Origin of the sequence: Gluconobacter thailandicus F149-1 = NBRC 100600, from assembly GCF_000964465.1 — a bacterium.
GTDB classification, from domain to species: domain Bacteria; phylum Pseudomonadota; class Alphaproteobacteria; order Acetobacterales; family Acetobacteraceae; genus Gluconobacter; species Gluconobacter thailandicus.
The window spans coordinates 1-16,674 of record NZ_BANH01000050.1; the positions used below are offsets into that span (position 1 = coordinate 1).

Genomic DNA, 16,674 nt, shown 5'->3' on the forward strand with positions numbered 1-16,674 from the left:
GCCTCGCCGCAACCGTCATCTTCTGGCTATGAGTCCTGAGCCTATGAAAGTTTTTGTGGCAGATCTGGCTAGAGTCTGACGAAGAGTCGGAACCACAAAACCAGCTCGAGAGTATGGTAACCATTTGAAAAAAACTCCCCTTCAAGAGGGGGACCGATTTTCAATGTAGGGAGAAAGAGCCTTTGAAACCCTTCCAAAAGGGTAACGGCCCGGCTCTTCTGCCCGGTTTCCGTCACTTCAGATGGCCATGGCAGACATGTCTTCCTCAATCTGATGCAGAAAACATTCTCTGCTCGCCAACTCAAATCCCATGCAGGATTGTGAATTATGTCTGGCCTGAAACAAGTTTGCAGACCCGGACATTCCGCAGATAACGGGTCATGCTAAAGGCGGAGAATGACCAGCATGCCGCATCTTCTTATTGTCGATGATGACCGCGATATCCTGACGCTTCTGACAGGATTTCTTCAGAAACATCATTATCATGTCTCGATCGCCGAAGATGGAGACGCGATGTTCTCGCTGCTCAAACGCGAAACTGTCGATCTCATTATTCTCGACATCATGCTTCGCAAGGAAGACGGGTTCAGTTTGTGCACCCGTTTGCGGGCATCATCCCAAATTCCTGTCATCATGCTGTCTGCCATGGCCGATCACACGGATCGTGTCGTCGGGCTCGAAATCGGAGCAGACGATTACCTGACCAAGCCGTTTGATCAACGCGAACTGCTGGCACGGGTCAAAGCCGTTCTGAGACGAACCTCCGAGCGCCTCACCGCAGTAGAGACACCAACACGTCCCCTGCTCCACTTTGGGGGCTGGAAACTGGATGTGGCACGCAGGGAGCTCCGCTCTGCCGACAATTCCCTCGTGATGTTGTCCGGGGGTGAGTTCGATCTTCTTCTGTCCTTCGTCGAACATCCCCAGCGGGTTCTGACCAGAGACCAACTGATGGATCTCGCACGCGGCTCCATGCATGCAGCCTATGACCGCAGCATTGACGTTCAGGTCAGCCGCCTGCGCCACAAACTGGAAGATGACCCCAAAAACCCGGCCCTGATCCGAACAGTCAGAAATGGCGGCTATATTTTCTCCGAGACTGTAAAACGCTCATGAGACGTCTGTCCCTGCTGGAAGACACAATCACACGCCGCCTTGCTATCACGGTTACGCTTGCTGCCGGTGTCACCCTGCTGGTGCTTCAGCTGTTTTTCACTTTTGGCGGCCAGTGGGCCAAACCGGACATTCAGGAGACCGGGCTGCTGGGAGTGGTCGGTACCGTAATCCGGATGGTTGAAGTGGCTCAGCCGTCTGACAGGTCACACCTCATAGAGGCAGCGAATACTAATGAAGTCCATTTCGCATGGTATGAGAAAGACAGTCATGTCTCTCACCTGCTCGAAACAGGACATTACCGCGAAGATGAAGTCGGACAGAGCTGGCATTTTCTACAGCCTTACCTGCGCCGCTACCCCAGCAAGATCGTCGTCTTCCAGGAAGACAACCCCGTCTCTCAGGAATCCGGTCTGCCCTATGATCGTCACCGGTTTCGGGATGCTTATTTTGTCGGTGTACGTTTCGGGGATGGAAGCTGGATCCTGTGCGTTGCTCTCGAACGTGTCTGGGGCCTCTATAGCCCTCAGCGCCTCTCCCTTCAGGGATTGATGCTTGCGCTGTGGGTCATTGCCGTTTCCATGATTGCATCCCGTCAGATGTCTCGTCCGATTGAGCATCTTGCCCAAGGGGTGAAGCAGCTCGGCCTTCAGCCCCGCACGGCCCATATCGATGAAAAAGGACCAAGAGAGATTTCTCTCGTCGCCCAGACGATCAACGGCATGCAGGCCCAGATCCAGCGTTTCATCGAACACCGTACGACAATGCTCGCTGCCATTTCCCATGATCTGCGCACGCCACTGACCCGGATACGCCTGCGGGGCGAGTTCATTCAGTGCTCACAGCAGCAGACCGCCCTTTTCCGGGATGTAGACGAAATGCAGGCCATGATTGATGGCGCGCTGTCCTTCTTCCGCGATGACGCGTCTGGCGAAGAGAGCATCATGTTCGACCTGCCGGGCCTTCTCCAGACCATCGCTTATGACTACTGCGACCAGGGCCATACGGTCGAATATCAGGGTCCCGGAAAAGCCAGCTATGTTGGTCGTCTCTATGCTCTAAAGCGCGTCTTCACAAATCTGGTCGAGAACGCCATCAAATACGCCACACCGCCGACAATCGACCTCGAAATCCAGCCAAATGGCGATTTTCTGGTCTTTATCCGGGACACGGGGCCCGGCATTCCGGAAGAGAGCCTGCCACGCGTTTTTGATCCCTATTTTCGTCTGGACAAATCCCGCAACAGACAAACGGGAGGCGTGGGACTGGGGCTGACCTCCGCCCAGACGATCATCCGCTCCAATGGTGGAGACATCACCATGACCAACAGACCGGAAGGTGGCCTTGAGGTCTGCGTTCATCTTCCGAAGATCTGAACTGCGGACTCAAGAGGCATAAAAAACCCCGCCTGACTGCTCAGACGGGGTTTTTCATCAGACCTTGATCAGGCGGGCAGCGAAAAAGCCATCCATCCCACCGCGATCCCACCAGAGACCGGGATGCGTCCGGAAGAACCCTTCCGGCGTGCGGGCGATGGACATCTCTGCCAGTTCCGCGTCCGTAAAGGGCTCGTGCCTCCAACCGCCGCGTTCCAGTGCAGCGCGAATACGATCCGGCCCTTCTTCATCCTGAAGGGAGCAGACGGCATACATCAGCATCCCACCCGGCTTGAGCATCTCGCGTGCGGCATCAATAAAGGCATCCTGCCCCTGAGCCAGTGCGGTCACATCGCGGGGACGCTTGATCCACAACACGTCCGGGTGACGACGGAACGTCCCGGTCGCCGAGCATGGCGCATCCAGCAGAACCGCATCGACAGGAGCCTGCGGGCGCCAGATCAGGCCATCTGCCACGATCGTTTCAGCCGATACACGCATCCGCGCGATATTCTCACGCAGCCGCACGGCACGGGCTTCTTCTTTCTCGATGGCAACGACCTGCGCTCCCGCCGTTGCCAGCTGCGCTGTCTTGCCACCGGGCGCCGCACACAGATCAATGACGGCCTTGCCAGAGACATCGCCCATCAGCTTCACGGGCATTGCGGCAGCAACGTCCTGTGCCCAGAACTGCCCCTCCTCAAAACCTTCCATCGCGAAAATACGCGTTCCGGCCGGGAAGCGCACAGTCCCTGTCGGCAGAACGTCCCCGCCTTCTGGAATGGTTGCCCCGGGGCGCATGCTCAGATCCAGCGGAGCTTCACGATGAAGACCACGGGAAATGGAGCGCGCACGTTGCCCCCATGCACCCCACATCCAGGGCTGCACATCCAGACGAGCCTCATCCAGACCTTCCAGCAGATCCCGTCCCTCACGGGCCACCCGACGCAGAACCGCATTGGCCAGCCCGGCGAACGGAGCCAGTCCACGCCGGCGCAGAAGATCCACGATCGTGCCAACCGCCGCATGAGGCGGCGTTTCCAGATGCAGAAGCTGCGCCACGCCAAGCAGGAGCGCACAACGGACAGGTTCAGGCGGCTCCCGGCGCAGCATCGGCTGCAAAACTTCGGTCATGCTGCCAAGATAGCGTAGCGTCGTCGCAGCCAGACGGTGCGCGGATGCACGATCCCGCAGATCCATCGGTCCGGCACGATCCAGCGTCGTTTCCAGCATGCGGCGGTGCTCAACCACACCACAGACAATATCAAAGGCAAGGTCGCGTGTCGGGTCAGGCGCAGGACGGCGATCCTGTCCCTGTTTCGGACGGCGTACTCCCTGACGGGAAGCGGACGGGTTCTTCGGACGGCCGGAGCCGCGGGGGGGCGTATTCTGTGTCATTCTCAGGCGTCGATCTCTCGCATGCTGCCGAAATCGCATCTTGCGGCTTCGGACGCAATGGAGTCTTCTGCCGACATGTCCGATCAGATTGCAGAAAATCTCTCCCTTATCCGCAGTCGCATCATTCATGCGTGCGAAATTTCGGGGCGTTCAGCCTCGGATGTTGGCCTCGTCGCCGTCAGTAAATTCCATCCGAAAGAGGCCGTTGAAGCCGCTCTGAAAGCCGGTCAGCGCGTTTTCGGGGAGAACCGCGTTCAGGAAGCAACCTCCAAGTTTCCCGATCTTCGTCACACATGGCCGGACCTGCGCCTTCACATTATTGGTGGCCTCCAGACCAACAAGGCCGTTGACGCCTGCCGCATTGCGGATGTGATCGAGACTCTGGACCGCCCCGCTCTGGCCGATGCGCTGGAAAAGGCTGCGGACAAGGTCGGTCGCCTGCCGGAGCTTCTCGTGCAGGTCAACACCGGGAACGAACCCCAGAAGTCGGGCGTCCCGCGTGACGATGCTGATCCTTTTATCAAGACCTGCATGACAAGGTTCGGGCCCAAAGTGCGTGGTCTGATGTGCATTCCCCCCGAAGATGAAGATCCGGCGGCGCATTTCCGTTTTCTGACAGACCTGGCCAGGCGCCACGGCCTGCCCGTTATCTCCATGGGCATGTCCGCTGATTTCGAGACGGCAATTGCCGAAGGAGCCACACTTGTCCGGGTTGGAAGCGCCATCTTTGGCACCCGCCCCATGACAGCTTCCTAACGCACAGCTTGCATCTCTGTAAGAAATCTTGTCATGAGGGGGAAAGACCGCGCTCCGACACATCCGTGTGAGGTGTTGGACGTGCTGGTTTCCTGCGATGCCCGTAAATGGAACCACCGATGCCAGAACACGACGGCGATAACGCTCCCCCTCCTCATCCCGGTGCCGGGGTTCCTGTGGAGAGCGGGGAAGTTCTTCAAACCATCGATCAGGCACGCAAGGACGGCAATACATCCGAACTCGGGGACACCGAAGGAAGCAGTCACAAAAAGCCGGCAGGCTTTGGCGCGCTTCTGGCGGTTCTCGGCGTGGTATACGGCGATATCGGAACCAGCCCGCTTTATGCCCTTCAGTCCTCCGTCGGCATTGTAGGGTCCGTAAAGCATCCGGCCGCGGCCTGGGAAGTTATGGGGCTGGCCAGCCTCACTTTCTGGGCACTCATGCTGATCGTGACATTCAAATATGTCCTGCTCATCATGCGCGCCGATCACGACGGTGAAGGCGGCATCATCGCCCTGATGTCCCTCGCCCAGCGCGTCTGCAAATCCCAGAAATTCCGATGGCTGTTCGGCCTCGTCGGTATTGCCGGGACCTGTCTGTTCTTCGGGGACAGCATCATCACCCCCGCCGTCTCGGTTCTTTCTGCCGTGGAAGGCCTTGAGATTGCGGTCCCGTCAGCGAGCCACGTGATCATCCCGATCGCAATGGTCGTCCTCGTGGCGCTCTTTACGGCCCAGGCCATGGGAACGGGCAAGATCGGCCGGGCTTTCGGCCCGATCATGGTACTCTGGTTTACGGTCCTCGCCATTCTCGGCGTCCGCGGTATTCTCCTGTATCCCCATATTCTGCTGGCCCTGTCCCCGACTTTTGCGCTCGAATTCATCGTTCTGCACGGCTACCTGTCCTTTATCGCGCTGGGTTCAGTCGTGCTGTCCGTGACGGGTGCCGAGGCGCTTTATGCCGATATGGGGCATTTCGGCCGCGCGCCAATCCGCAAGGCCTGGCTGTTTTTCGTGCTGCCATCCCTGACGCTGAACTATTTCGGCCAGGCAGCGCTGCTGATTCATGACCCCGCCACTCTGGCCAATCCGTTCTATCATCTGGGGCCACACTGGGCGCAGATCCCCCTGCTTATCCTTGCCACCTTCGCAACCGTTATTGCGTCTCAGGCAGGCATCTCGGGCAGCTTCTCACTCTGCCGACAGCTCATCCAGCTCGGCTATCTGCCCCGCACCCGTATCGTTCATACGAATGCGGATGAGGAAGCACAGATCTATCTGCCGTCCCTGAACTGGATCCTTGCCTTCGGTGCACTGGTGCTGGTGCTGTCCTTCCGCTCATCCGCAGCGCTGGCAGCGGCTTACGGTATCGCAGTGACCGGCACCTTCCTCTGCACCTGCGTGCTGGCCATGGTCGTGTTCCGTCGCACTTTCAAATGGAGCGCTGTGGCCGTTGGTGCCGTGTTCGGCCTCTTCTTCGTGGTGGATGCAGTGTTCTTCTCCGCCAACGTGTTGAAGATCCCGGATGGTGGCTGGGTGCCGCTTGCCATCGGCATCATCAGTACCATCGTCATGACAACCTGGAAGCGCGGCCGCGGCCTGATTGCGGCCAAACAGCAGGCGGACTCCATGCCGATGGCCTCGTTCCTGGCCCGTCTCCCGCAATCGCGCACCATCCGTGTGCCAGGCCTCGCTGTCTTCCTGACAGCCAACCCGGATATCGTTCCGAACTCGTTGCTGCATAACCTGAAGCACAACAAGGTCCTGCATGAGCACGTCATGTTCGTGACCGTGCAGAACCTCGACCAGCCGGAAGCAGAGCGCGGCCACCGCACGATCGTTCAGGAACTGGCACCGAACATCCATCGCGTGATCGTCCGGTACGGTTTCATGGAAATGCCGAACCTGCCCCGTGCCCTGATGGAACTGAAAGCGCTGGGCGTGGCGTTTGACGCCATTCAGGCTTCCTATTTCACATCCCATGAGCTTGTGGTGCGCTCCCGCGTTCCCAAAATGCAGCTTTGGCGGATGTGGCTGTTCCTGCTCCTCCTGCGTAATGCTGCCTCGACCACGGAATTCTTCCGCATCCCGCCTGACCGCGTGGTGGAGTTCGGCGTCCGGATTGCAATTTGACCGAACCTCTTTCCCTCTACATTCACTGGCCGTTCTGTCTGGCGAAGTGCCCCTACTGCGACTTCAACTCCCATGTTCGGGATGAAATTCCGCAGAAGCGCTTCGCCGCGGCACTTCGTCAGGAACTGGCACATGACGCGGCCCGTCTTGGCCGTCGGCCGCTCCGCTCCATTTTCTTCGGCGGCGGCACACCCTCCCTGATGGCCCCGGAAACGGTCGCAGCCCTCATTGAGGACGCTCATCAGCTCTTCGATGCCGAGCCGGATCTGGAAATCACACTCGAAGCAAACCCGACCAGTGTGGAAGCCGGAAAATTCTCCGCCTTCCGTCAGGCCGGCGTGAACCGTGTGTCTCTCGGGGTCCAGAGCCTTCGGGACGACGCGCTCAAAATGCTGGGCCGGGAACATTCAGCCGGGCAGGCCATTCAGGCGCTTGAAACCGCCCGTTCCCTGTTTCCGCGCATCTCTTTCGATCTGATTTACGCCCGACCGGGCCAGAGCGATGCGGACTGGGAGAACGAACTATCCACGGCACTTGATCTCGTGGCCGATCATCTGTCGCTCTATCAGCTCACAATCGAGCCCGGTACAAAGTTCGAAGCCCTGCATCGCAGAGGCGAACTCACCCTGCCAGACGCTGACGACGCTGCACGCCTCTATGACCTCACAGGCGAGACAGCAGCCCGACACGGCCTTCTGCCCTATGAAGTCTCCAACTACGCAAAGCCGGGCGCGGAGAGCCGCCATAATCTGACATACTGGCGCTATGCGGATTACATCGGCATCGGTCCGGGAGCGCATGGACGCCTCACACTGGAAGACGGGCTATACGCCACCCGACGCCATCGTGCACCAGAGCCATGGGCAGAGCGTGTTGAGAAAACAGGGTCTGGCAGCACGGATGAAACAGCCCTTTCCCCTGAAGAAAAGGGACGGGAAGCTCTCCTGATGGGGTTACGCCTCTCCGAAGGGATCGACGAAACCCGCTTTGCCCACCGTACGGGTCGAGCCCTGGAAGACTGCGTAGATCCGCTCATGCTCGAAGCCTGCCTGGAAGAGAATTACCTCATCCGGGAGGGGGGTATTCTGAAAGCGACGGACGAAGGCAGACTTCGTCTTGAAGCATTGCTGGCAAGATTGGTCACTTGAGGGCATGATCGGGCGTTAATCAACAGGACGAGACCATGCGCCGATCCATTCTCTCTGCCCTCCTTGCTGCCTGCGCTTTGACCGGCATTGCTTCCGCTGCCCCTGCCACTCCGGGATATTACATTCAGGACAACGACTATCTCGGCCCAGGCGGCTCGGACATCCAGTCCGTCATTCCGCTGCTGAACCGCGACAACGTCAATCTTCTGGCCCTGACCGTCACAATCGGCGATGACTGGGAAAATGCTGAATCGGCCCATCTGCGTCGTTTCCTCGAAATCGCCAAACAGACACAGATTCCCGTGGCCGATGGCGCGACGTTGCCGCTCGTCAACACGGTGGCCGCAACGCGACTGCGTGAAAAGCAGTACGGCACCATTCCCTGGAAGGGCGCCTGGGGCGGCCTCGGCTCTATCGACAAGACGCCCGCGACCCAGCCTGCCCTCGGCAAGATGCCGGATGGGACGGCGCACATGGCCGTCGATCCGCTTCCCGCCGCCATGGTTCTGATCAAGGCTGTTCACGACCATCCCCATCAGGTCACGATCATTGCCGCAGGTCCGCTGACGAACCTCGCCCTCGCCATCCGTCTGGACCCGACCTTCGCAGCAAACGCCAAGCAGCTTGTGTTCATGGGGGGCCTGCTGGATTCCAGCATGATGTCCGTCACCGGCAATGCTGACTTCGCATCCGACTTCAACATGATCGCCGATCCGGAAGCAGCACACATCACCCTCACAGCACCCTGGGCGTCCATCATCTGTGTTGGCAATGTCTCGAACGACATCATGATGACGCATGAGTTGATGAACCGCATTGCGGAGAAGAAGACGCCCGTTACGGAGTATCTTCAGAAGTTCTACGCTCCGCTGCCGCTCTGGGATGAGCTGACATCCGCCATCGCTGTCGAACCAGATCTGGTTACGAAGTCCGTCGATGCCTATATGGACATCAACACAGCTCCTGGCATGGATTACGGTCACGCCCATGTCTGGCCTGAAGCCACAGCACCAAAGGGTATGGGTCTGCAGAAGGTGAAGCTCGTTCAGTCCGTAGACACGAAGCGCTTCATCGACGAGTTCGTCGCTCAGGCACAGAACGCCATGGGTACCCACTAAGACCTGAAGAAAGGCAACCGACATGCTGAACATCATCAAGCTGGCCGTCGGTTGCCCGACCATTGAGGTTCTCCGGGAACGAATGAAGCATCCGCGTGTGAACGGTCATGGTGCCGTGCCCACGCGGACCATGCCCAAACGGGCCGCCGAGGTTCTGGACGGCGGCTCCCTGTACCGCGTGATGGACGGCATGATTCTGTGCCGCCAGCCCATCATCGGGCTGGAAGCCTGCCGCCGCCCGGATGGGACAGAAGGCACGCTCATCGTTGTGTCAGACGACATCATTCCGGTGCAGCCCCGCACGATGCGTCCATTCCAGGGCTGGCGCTATCTGGACCCGAAGGACGCTCCGCCTGATCTCGGACAATCCGCGGGGGGAGACGGCATCGCTGACCTCCCCCCACAACTGCGTCGGGAACTGGCAGAACTGGCCCTGATCTGATCCTGCTCTTCAAAAGGACCGATCTGGAACAAAACAACGGGACGTGCGTTAACTGCTCACGTCATGCCTGCTCCGTAGGCATCCTCCTGTCCTGCAAGGAGACATCCGTTGTCGTTGTTTCGTACTCATACACGCAAAACCCGGCGATCCATGGCCCTCCTTCTGGGAACGGGCCTCTCTTTTGCCATCGCGCCCCCTCTTCATGCGGCTGACACGTCAGCGCCTGCAAAGGAGCAGATTCTACCCGGCAAGATCGTTTATGCGCAGCTGACCACCCCAGACCTCGATAAGGCCAAAGCATTCTACAGTGCTTTACTGGGCTGGACTTTCAAGGACATCCCGGTCTCGAAAGGCCGGTACACACAGGCCATCGTCAATGGCCACCCTGTTGCCGGACTTGTCGAACGGCCCAACATGATCGCTCATGGCGACCCGCTCTGGCTGCCATTCATCTCCGTGCAGGACGTAAAAGCCGCAGCCAATGCTGCGAAAGTCTGGGGCGGCCATATCCTGTTCAAACCGCAGAACGTGGTAGGCCGGGGAGATGAGAGTGTTATCTCAGACCCACAGGGCGGTCTGTTTGCAGCCCTGCGCTCCGCCACAGGCGATACACCTGATGACACGACGCCTCCGCAACAGGGGGAATGGGTCTGGAACGCGCTTCTGACCAGCAACCCCTACGAAGCCGCTGGCTTTTATCAGAAACTGTTCGGCTATCAGGTTGAAGCCGCGCCGGATACAAAACGGGGAAGCTCCTATCTTCTGGAATCCCAATCCATACCCCGTGCCACCATCAACCCTCTCCCCCCGCGCCTGCCAGTTGGCGCACATGCACGCTGGATGAACTTCGTGCAGGTCGACAACGTCGGGGCCACTGCCCAAAAAGCTGCTGAACTCGGCGGAAAAGTGCTGGTTCAGCCTCATCCCGACCGACAGGGCACCATTATTGCCATCATTGCAGACCCTGCCGGAGCAGCGTTCGGTGTGATGGAATGGCATGATGCTGCGGCCACAGGAGATGCGAAATGATCATTCGTCTGTCACGCACTCTGGCACTTGTCGGTGCATTCTCCCTCGTCCCCTTCCTTTCGGGCTGTGTCGGATATGACGGATACGGCGGATATGGAGGCGGCGATTATTACGGCGGCAGCTACTACAATACCGGCTGGGGGAACGGTGGTTGGGGCAACTGGGGACCGGGATACGCTGTTGGTCCTTATCCTGGCCGAGGCGGACGCTGGCAGGGCGGTCGCATGGATCGTAGAGGCCCGCCTCCTGGCGGTGGCGGCCATATGGGCCGCCCAGGGGGTGGACCCGGCGGCGGGTTTCCCGGAGGAGGCGGCCGTCCGGACGGGGGGCCAGGCGGCGGCCTAGGCGGCGGAGGCTTCCACGGTGGCCCCGGTCATGGCGGTGGCGGGCATGGACCAGGTGGCGGAGGTGGCCGCGGAGGGGGACCAGGCGGTCCGGGCGGGCGGCCCTAACCGAGCCGTCCAGCACCAAAGCATTATGACTTGAGGGGTGTTTCGGGGAGCACGGACACCGTCCGATCCACTCGCTCAAGGGCCGCGATTTCGGACCTGATCTTTCCGCTCTCGAGTTCCGCCGCAATATCTGCGAGAGGTTCTCCGGCGGCGAGAGTGTCCGCTCTGGTCTGCCAGAATGTTGCAGCCTCGGGATCAGGCATACAAAGGCCCGCTGCCATATCAAAGCGCAAAAGCGTTACCTCACCGCTCAGCCGTCGCAACGACCGAAGCAGTTTGTGCGTGTGTTCACTTTCCTGCCCGACACTCGATAATCCACCCAGGATCGGTAACGATCCACGCGCAAACTCGGCTCGTGTCGTATCCACCCCGGCCTGACGCTGGCTTCTGTCAGTCATAAGTGTGTCACCACCGTTCAGGACAGCAGCAAGATATCGCAAATTACCAACAATGGCAGCACGGAGCAGGCCATTCATGTCCTGCGTCGACCGCTGGGGACAGACTGCAAACGCACAGCCAAGGCCAATCAGACTTCCCAGCGTGTTATCGAGAATACGCAGCCAGGCAATGCCGTGAGACGGCATCGTCATTTCCGTAACAATGATGAAATGCGCACTCAGGAACATGACAAGCAGCGTGTAATTCACGGCCCGCATCGCAATCGCCCCGATCACGAACAGGGCCAGCGCCACCGCCATTTCCGACAGACCTGGAAGGAACGGCGAAACGATCAGAACCAGAACACCACCCCCAATCGTTCCCAGCACACGTTCCAGAGCCCGTACGAGCGTTGTCTGGCCGGAAGGCTGGATCACGAGAAGAAATGCAACGAGCGCCCAGAACCCATAGGTGAGACCAAGCCATTCAGTCGCCAGATATGTTCCCAGAAGGCCGACGACCATCCGCAGCGCATGCCGCCAGATCACCGGCGTCAGACGCGCCACATGCCGCGGTGCTTCTGCATCGAAAGGCATCCGGGCTTTTTCCGCCAGCCCTTCCGCAAGATTTCCCAATGTGCGCGCACTGGTCGCAACAAGCTCGCTGATCGTGCCCGACCGGACGCGAATACTACCTGCGAGCGTCAACGCATCATGAGACAGCGCTTCGAGATTGGGAACAGGCGCAAGCGCGGCCTCACTCGCATGCTGACAGAGCGCTGAAAACGCCGCCAGCGTTCCCCGTGCCTCGAAATCCAGGCCGCGTGTTTCCACGAGATGCTCAACAGCCAGCATCGCCGTAAAGAGACGCTCCGCCCCTGCCAGAGACGCAATCAGCCGTCCGCGCATGCTGTAACTGGCATGGCCGGCATCAATCTGAAGCGCAACACCCCTCGCCCGCTCGATGGCCGTTCGGATTGTCTGCCGGTGAACGGTTTCCTGCAGGCGCCCTGCAGCAAGTTCCCCAGCCATGACGGACAGCAATCGATAACACCCTCCCACCGCACGGCGTGCAGGGGCATAAGGATGCTGTGGCCAGATGAGGAGGCAAAGAAGAATGGCCCAGAGACCGCCGCCACCAAACGCGTAGCTGATCGTCAACGCATCCTGAAGCGTGGACGCCGGGAAACCAATCCCTGCGAGCATCACACATCCCAGTAAGGCACAGAGTAGAGCCATACTGGGCACAAGAGCCCGTGCCAGCCCCACAAACAGGCCTGTCACGATCAGCCAGGGTAGAACACCCCAGAAAGGCGAGGTGGCAATCAGGGAAGCCACACCACCCAGTACGGCACCCGCAACGGTGAAGATGCCCAGAATACGGAACTGTTCCCGCGCTGTTCCCCCCGGTTCAATCAGGCAGCACCAGAACGCCGCAAAAGCAGCCCAGGCAAAAACAGCCTGATGAAAGTAAAGAGCAGGAAGAAGAGCAACAACCGTTGCCAGAGCCGCCCGGACACCCTCAGCCGGAGCAAGCTGCTCGGGGCTGAGGGGGACCGAATGACGCGCCAGAAACTGAGACAGGAAAGTCAGGTGACGGGTGCGGTTCAATGAAGCCTGTCGCGCCAGTGGATCACGCACCGTCATGTTATCGTCCTGTCAGAATACGCTCCACGAGTTGACCGACTGTAGGAACAAATCCGTTCGCATAGAAGGGATCGGTTCCAAAACGCCACGCATTCGTGCCACCAAACATCAGATTGTGGTCAACCACATCATCCGCATGCTCATCATTCGGGGCATGGGCGATCGTCTGAAGCGTTTTCTGGATGCAGAAGGAGCGCGGATCAGCCTTCTGTCCGTTGGTGTAAGGCTCACGCTGCATCCAGTTGGAGAACTTGCAGGCAGACAGACAGCCCATGCAGTTCGTCTGATCTGCAAGGATCTCACGGGCACTGTCAGGCGTGACGAAAACCAGAGTATCATCCGGCGTACGAAGCGCTTCCGTGAAGCCCTGCGCTTCCCAGCCAGCAATATGCTGACGGTCTGTCGAAGAGACAAACACTTCGCGCTTGCGCGCGCCGACGCCGTAAGACGCATCCAGCTCTGCTGTCGCTTCCGGGCTATAGGCGACCTGTCGCTCAGAGCGACCACGAAGATCCTGCATGAAGCTGTTGTTCACCGCAGAAGAATAAAAACCGGTCGGGGAGAAGCGGTTGAGATACACATCTCCCTTCTTCAGCGTCAGAAGACGGCGCTTCCACGCATCCGGGATCGGGCTTTCCTGCGTGAGCAACGGACGCGTCCCGAACTGGAATGCAATCGGGCCCAGATCCGGGTTCCCGATCCAGTCCTGCCACTCTTCCAGCGCCCAGACACCGCCCGCCATAATGATCGGCGTCTCATCCAGACCATACTGACGCAAGACCCGACGCAGTTCGAGCACACGCGGAAACGGATCTTCCGGGTTCAGCGGGTTTTCCGTGTTGGAGAGACCGTTATGGCCACCGGCCCGCCACGGATCTTCATAGACCACGCCACCAAGCAGTTCCGGCGCCTTGCTGTAAGCTCGACGCCAAAGCGCATTGAAGGCGCGCCCTGAGGAGACAATGGGATAATACGGAATGCCGTGCTTGACCGCGATTTCGGACAGGCGATACGGCATGCCCGCACCACAGGTCAAACCATTGATCAGACCCGGGGCTCCCTCAAGGATGCCCTCGATGATCTCTTCTGCGCCGCCCATCTCCCACAGGATATTGGCGTGGAGACGACCTTTGCCGCCAGCAATCTCATGAGCGATCTTCGCCTGCGCGATACCACCATCAATCGCATAACGGATCAGTTCGCGCTGCCGCTCACGGCGGGTACGACCATGATAGATCTGGGGAACTGGACGCCCCTGCTCGTCATAGCTGTCAGCGTTGACGGCAGAAATGGTTCCAATTCCACCGGCAGCAGCCCAGTGACCTGCCGAGATACCGGTGGAGACAGAAACACCTTTGCCTCCCTCAACCAGAGGCAGAACATCCTGACCACCAAAACGAAGGGTGTCGATCAACTTCATGGGGACTCGATGTCTCCGATACTCACACAAAAAAGGCGGGGCCTTGCGAGCCCCGCCCGAGGACTCACTCGGCGTCGCGACGGGGCGGACGACCAGGCTTGGCCCCCACGCTCTCCGTAATATCGGCACCGGTTTCCTGATCAACAACCCGCATGGACAGCTTGACCTTGCCGCGGTCATCAAAGCCGATGACCTTGACCTTCACGGCATCACCCTGCTGAACCACGTCAGACGTCTTGGCGACGCGGCCCTGCGTCAGTTCGGAGATGTGAACCAGACCATCACGCGGCCCAAGGAAGTTCACGAACGCACCGAAGTCCGCCGTCTTCACAACCTTGCCGTCATAGATGCGGCCGATTTCCGGCTCCGCGACGATACCCTCAATGCGGGCAATGGCCTTCTGGGCCTGCTCGTCATTGGAAGCAGCGATCGTGATCGTGCCGTCATCCCCGATGTCCACCTTGGCACCGGAATACTCGACGATCTCACGGATGACCTTGCCACCAGAACCGATCACGTCGCGGATCTTTTCCTTCGGCACGGACATCGTCGTGATCTTCGGCGCATTGCCGGACACGTCATCACGACCTTCTGTCAGAGCCTTGGCCATTTCGCCAAGGATGTGGATACGGCCATCGCGAGCCTGCTCTAGGGCGATCTGCATGATTTCCGGCGTGATGGACGTGATCTTGATGTCCATCTGAAGGGCCGTGATGCCCTGATCCGTACCGGCAACCTTGAAGTCCATGTCACCCAGATGATCTTCATCACCCAGAATGTCGGACAGGACTGCAAAACCACGATCTTCCTTGATCAGGCCCATGGCGATACCAGCCACCGGACGCGGCAGCGGAACACCAGCATCCATCAGCGCCAGGGACGAACCGCAGACGGTTGCCATGGACGAGGAGCCGTTGCTCTCCGTGATCTCGGAGACCACCCGCATCGTGTACGGGAACTGCTCCTTGGACGGCAGAAGCGGGTGCAGAGCGCGCCATGCCAGCTTGCCGTGACCGATTTCACGACGACCTGGGGAACCCATACGACCACACTCACCGACCGAATACGGAGGGAAGTTGTAGTGCAGCAGGAAGTTTGAGCGGTACTCACCTTCGAGCGCATCAATGATCTGCTCGTCCTGGCCCGTGCCAAGCGTTGCAACGACCAGCGCCTGCGTTTCACCACGGGTGAAGAGCGACGACCCATGCGCACGCGGCAGAATGCCAACTTCCGCAAGGATCGGACGAACCGTCTTCAGATCGCGGCCATCAATACGGATACCCGTCTTGAGGATGGAACCGCGAACGACCTGGGCTTCCAGTTCCTTGAGCATCGGCTTGGCCAGCTCGACATCAAAACCTTCTTCCGCCAGGATCTCGTTAATACGGTCCTTGGCTTCGCCGACCTTCTTGTAGCGAGCCTGCTTGACGCGCTCCTTGTAGGCTTCGGCCATCAGCTTGTTGCCGATCTTCTCGACGCGCTTGCGAAGGGCAATTTCTTCCTTCGTGAGCGACGGAAGATCCCACGGAGCTTTCGCTGCGTGTTCGGCCAGAGCGATGATGGCTTCGATCACAGGCTGGAAGGAGGTGTGACCCAAGGTCACGGCTTCCAGCATGGTCTCTTCCGAAAGCTCGCTAGCTTCGGATTCAACCATCAGCACGCCTTCAGACGTACCGGCAACGACGAGATCCAGCGTGCTGTCCTTAACTTCGGACAGCGTCGGGTTCACGACGAACTTGCCATCAATGCGGCCGATACGGGCAGCACCGACCGGACCGAAGAACGGGATACCGGAAAGCGTCAGGGCAGCAGAGCAACCGATAAGGGAGACGATCGCCGGATCGTTTTCCATATCATGGCTCAGAACCGTTGCCGTAACCTGAACTTCGTTACGGAAGTTCTCCGGGAACAGCGGACGGAGCGGACGGTCAATCAGACGTGCATTCAGCACTTCTGCTTCAGACGGACGGCCTTCGCGCTTGAAGAACCCACCCGGGATCTTACCAGCCGCATAAGCCTTTTCCTGATAATTGACCGTCATCGGGAAGAAGTCCTGTCCCGGCTTGACGCTCTTGGCACCAACAGCCGTACACAGAACAACCGTGTCACCATAAGTGACCATGACAGCACCGTCAGCCTGACGGGCAATCTTGCCGGTTTCGAGGATTAGCGGGCGTCCGGCCCACTCGATTTCCTTACGGAAATAATCGAACATATCGTTCTCCTAAATTAGGAACGAGCCATCATCTGGACAGTCCGGCAGGTG

Annotated in this window: 13 protein-coding genes; 9 read left to right on the top strand and 4 right to left on the bottom strand. The window is 59.1% G+C overall.

What is annotated here, in order from left to right; translation table 11 throughout:
- Positions 1-396 precede the first annotated feature (396 nt).
- A complete protein-coding gene (locus B7444_RS12545; RefSeq protein ID WP_007283854.1) occupies positions 397-1,116 on the top strand; it encodes a response regulator in 720 nt (239 codons plus the stop codon).
- Positions 1,113-2,489: a sensor histidine kinase gene (locus B7444_RS12550; protein ID WP_007283853.1), complete on the top strand. Its 1,377-nt coding sequence runs from the start codon at positions 1,113-1,115 to the stop codon at positions 2,487-2,489. The genes B7444_RS12545 and B7444_RS12550 overlap by 4 nt, the downstream gene beginning before the upstream one ends.
- A gap of 57 nt (positions 2,490-2,546) precedes the next feature.
- On the opposite strand, the gene B7444_RS12555 is transcribed toward B7444_RS12550, so the two are convergent.
- Positions 2,547-3,887 (bottom strand): RsmB/NOP family class I SAM-dependent RNA methyltransferase, encoded by a 1,341-nt coding sequence (locus B7444_RS12555; RefSeq protein ID WP_007283852.1) that lies wholly within the window; start codon positions 3,885-3,887, stop codon positions 2,547-2,549.
- Positions 3,888-3,908: 21 nt separating this feature from the next.
- Between B7444_RS12555 and B7444_RS12560 the strand changes: the two genes are divergently transcribed.
- From B7444_RS12560 to B7444_RS16410, 7 genes are all read left to right on the top strand, one after another.
- Positions 3,909-4,643 (top strand): YggS family pyridoxal phosphate-dependent enzyme, encoded by a 735-nt coding sequence (locus tag B7444_RS12560; protein ID WP_007283851.1) that lies wholly within the window; start codon positions 3,909-3,911, stop codon positions 4,641-4,643.
- 107 nt (positions 4,644-4,750) lie between these two features.
- On the top strand, positions 4,751-6,775 hold the full coding sequence (locus tag B7444_RS12565; RefSeq protein ID WP_007283850.1) for a potassium transporter Kup: 2,025 nt from the start codon (positions 4,751-4,753) through the stop codon (positions 6,773-6,775).
- The gene (hemW, locus tag B7444_RS12570; protein WP_007283849.1) at positions 6,772-7,923 is read left to right on the top strand and encodes a radical SAM family heme chaperone HemW; all 1,152 of its coding nucleotides are present in this window, start codon (positions 6,772-6,774) and stop codon (positions 7,921-7,923) included. Before B7444_RS12565 ends, hemW begins: the two co-directional genes overlap by 4 nt.
- Positions 7,924-7,958: 35 nt before the next feature.
- A complete protein-coding gene (locus tag B7444_RS12575; RefSeq protein WP_007283848.1) occupies positions 7,959-9,041 on the top strand; it encodes a nucleoside hydrolase in 1,083 nt (360 codons plus the stop codon).
- 22 nt (positions 9,042-9,063) lie between these two features.
- Entirely contained in the window at positions 9,064-9,483 is a 420-nt protein-coding gene (locus B7444_RS12580) for a DUF1489 family protein (protein WP_007283847.1), read from the top strand.
- Between the two features lie 108 nt (positions 9,484-9,591).
- Positions 9,592-10,512 (top strand): VOC family protein, encoded by a 921-nt coding sequence (locus B7444_RS12585; protein ID WP_231502879.1) that lies wholly within the window; start codon positions 9,592-9,594, stop codon positions 10,510-10,512.
- On the top strand, positions 10,509-10,964 hold the full coding sequence (locus B7444_RS16410; protein ID WP_146911351.1) for a hypothetical protein: 456 nt from the start codon (positions 10,509-10,511) through the stop codon (positions 10,962-10,964). The genes B7444_RS12585 and B7444_RS16410 overlap by 4 nt, the downstream gene beginning before the upstream one ends.
- A gap of 23 nt (positions 10,965-10,987) precedes the next feature.
- Here B7444_RS16410 and B7444_RS12595 read toward each other — a convergent pair whose 3' ends face one another.
- The 3 genes from B7444_RS12595 to pnp form a co-directional block, all read right to left on the bottom strand.
- Positions 10,988-12,988, bottom strand: a complete 2,001-nt coding sequence (locus tag B7444_RS12595; protein ID WP_007283845.1) for an FUSC family protein — start codon at positions 12,986-12,988, stop codon at positions 10,988-10,990.
- Between the two features lies 1 nt (position 12,989).
- Positions 12,990-14,408, bottom strand: coding sequence for an NAD(P)H-dependent flavin oxidoreductase (locus B7444_RS12600; RefSeq protein WP_007283844.1), 1,419 nt, complete (start codon positions 14,406-14,408; stop codon positions 12,990-12,992).
- A 64-nt stretch (positions 14,409-14,472) separates the two neighbouring features.
- Positions 14,473-16,623 (bottom strand): polyribonucleotide nucleotidyltransferase, encoded by a 2,151-nt coding sequence (gene pnp / locus B7444_RS12605; protein WP_007283843.1) that lies wholly within the window; start codon positions 16,621-16,623, stop codon positions 14,473-14,475.
- Positions 16,624-16,674 lie beyond the last annotated feature (51 nt).

Excerpts from the sequence above, each read along its gene's own strand:
- B7444_RS12550 (WP_007283853.1), top strand. The coding sequence starts at position 1,113 with ATGAGACGTCTGTCCCTGCTGGAAGACACAATCACACGCCGCCTTGCT.
- B7444_RS12600 (WP_007283844.1), bottom strand. The coding sequence starts at position 14,408 with ATGAAGTTGATCGACACCCTTCGTTTTGGTGGTCAGGATGTTCTGCCT.
- B7444_RS12555 (WP_007283852.1), bottom strand. The coding sequence starts at position 3,887 with ATGACACAGAATACGCCCCCCCGCGGCTCCGGCCGTCCGAAGAACCCG.
- B7444_RS12575 (WP_007283848.1), top strand. The coding sequence starts at position 7,959 with ATGCGCCGATCCATTCTCTCTGCCCTCCTTGCTGCCTGCGCTTTGACC.
- B7444_RS16410 (WP_146911351.1), top strand. The coding sequence starts at position 10,509 with ATGATCATTCGTCTGTCACGCACTCTGGCACTTGTCGGTGCATTCTCC.
- B7444_RS12560 (WP_007283851.1), top strand. The coding sequence starts at position 3,909 with ATGCTGCCGAAATCGCATCTTGCGGCTTCGGACGCAATGGAGTCTTCT.
- pnp (WP_007283843.1), bottom strand. The coding sequence starts at position 16,623 with ATGTTCGATTATTTCCGTAAGGAAATCGAGTGGGCCGGACGCCCGCTA.
- B7444_RS12580 (WP_007283847.1), top strand. The coding sequence starts at position 9,064 with ATGCTGAACATCATCAAGCTGGCCGTCGGTTGCCCGACCATTGAGGTT.
- B7444_RS12595 (WP_007283845.1), bottom strand. The coding sequence starts at position 12,988 with ATGACGGTGCGTGATCCACTGGCGCGACAGGCTTCATTGAACCGCACC.
- B7444_RS12545 (WP_007283854.1), top strand. The coding sequence starts at position 397 with ATGACCAGCATGCCGCATCTTCTTATTGTCGATGATGACCGCGATATC.
- B7444_RS12565 (WP_007283850.1), top strand. The coding sequence starts at position 4,751 with ATGGAACCACCGATGCCAGAACACGACGGCGATAACGCTCCCCCTCCT.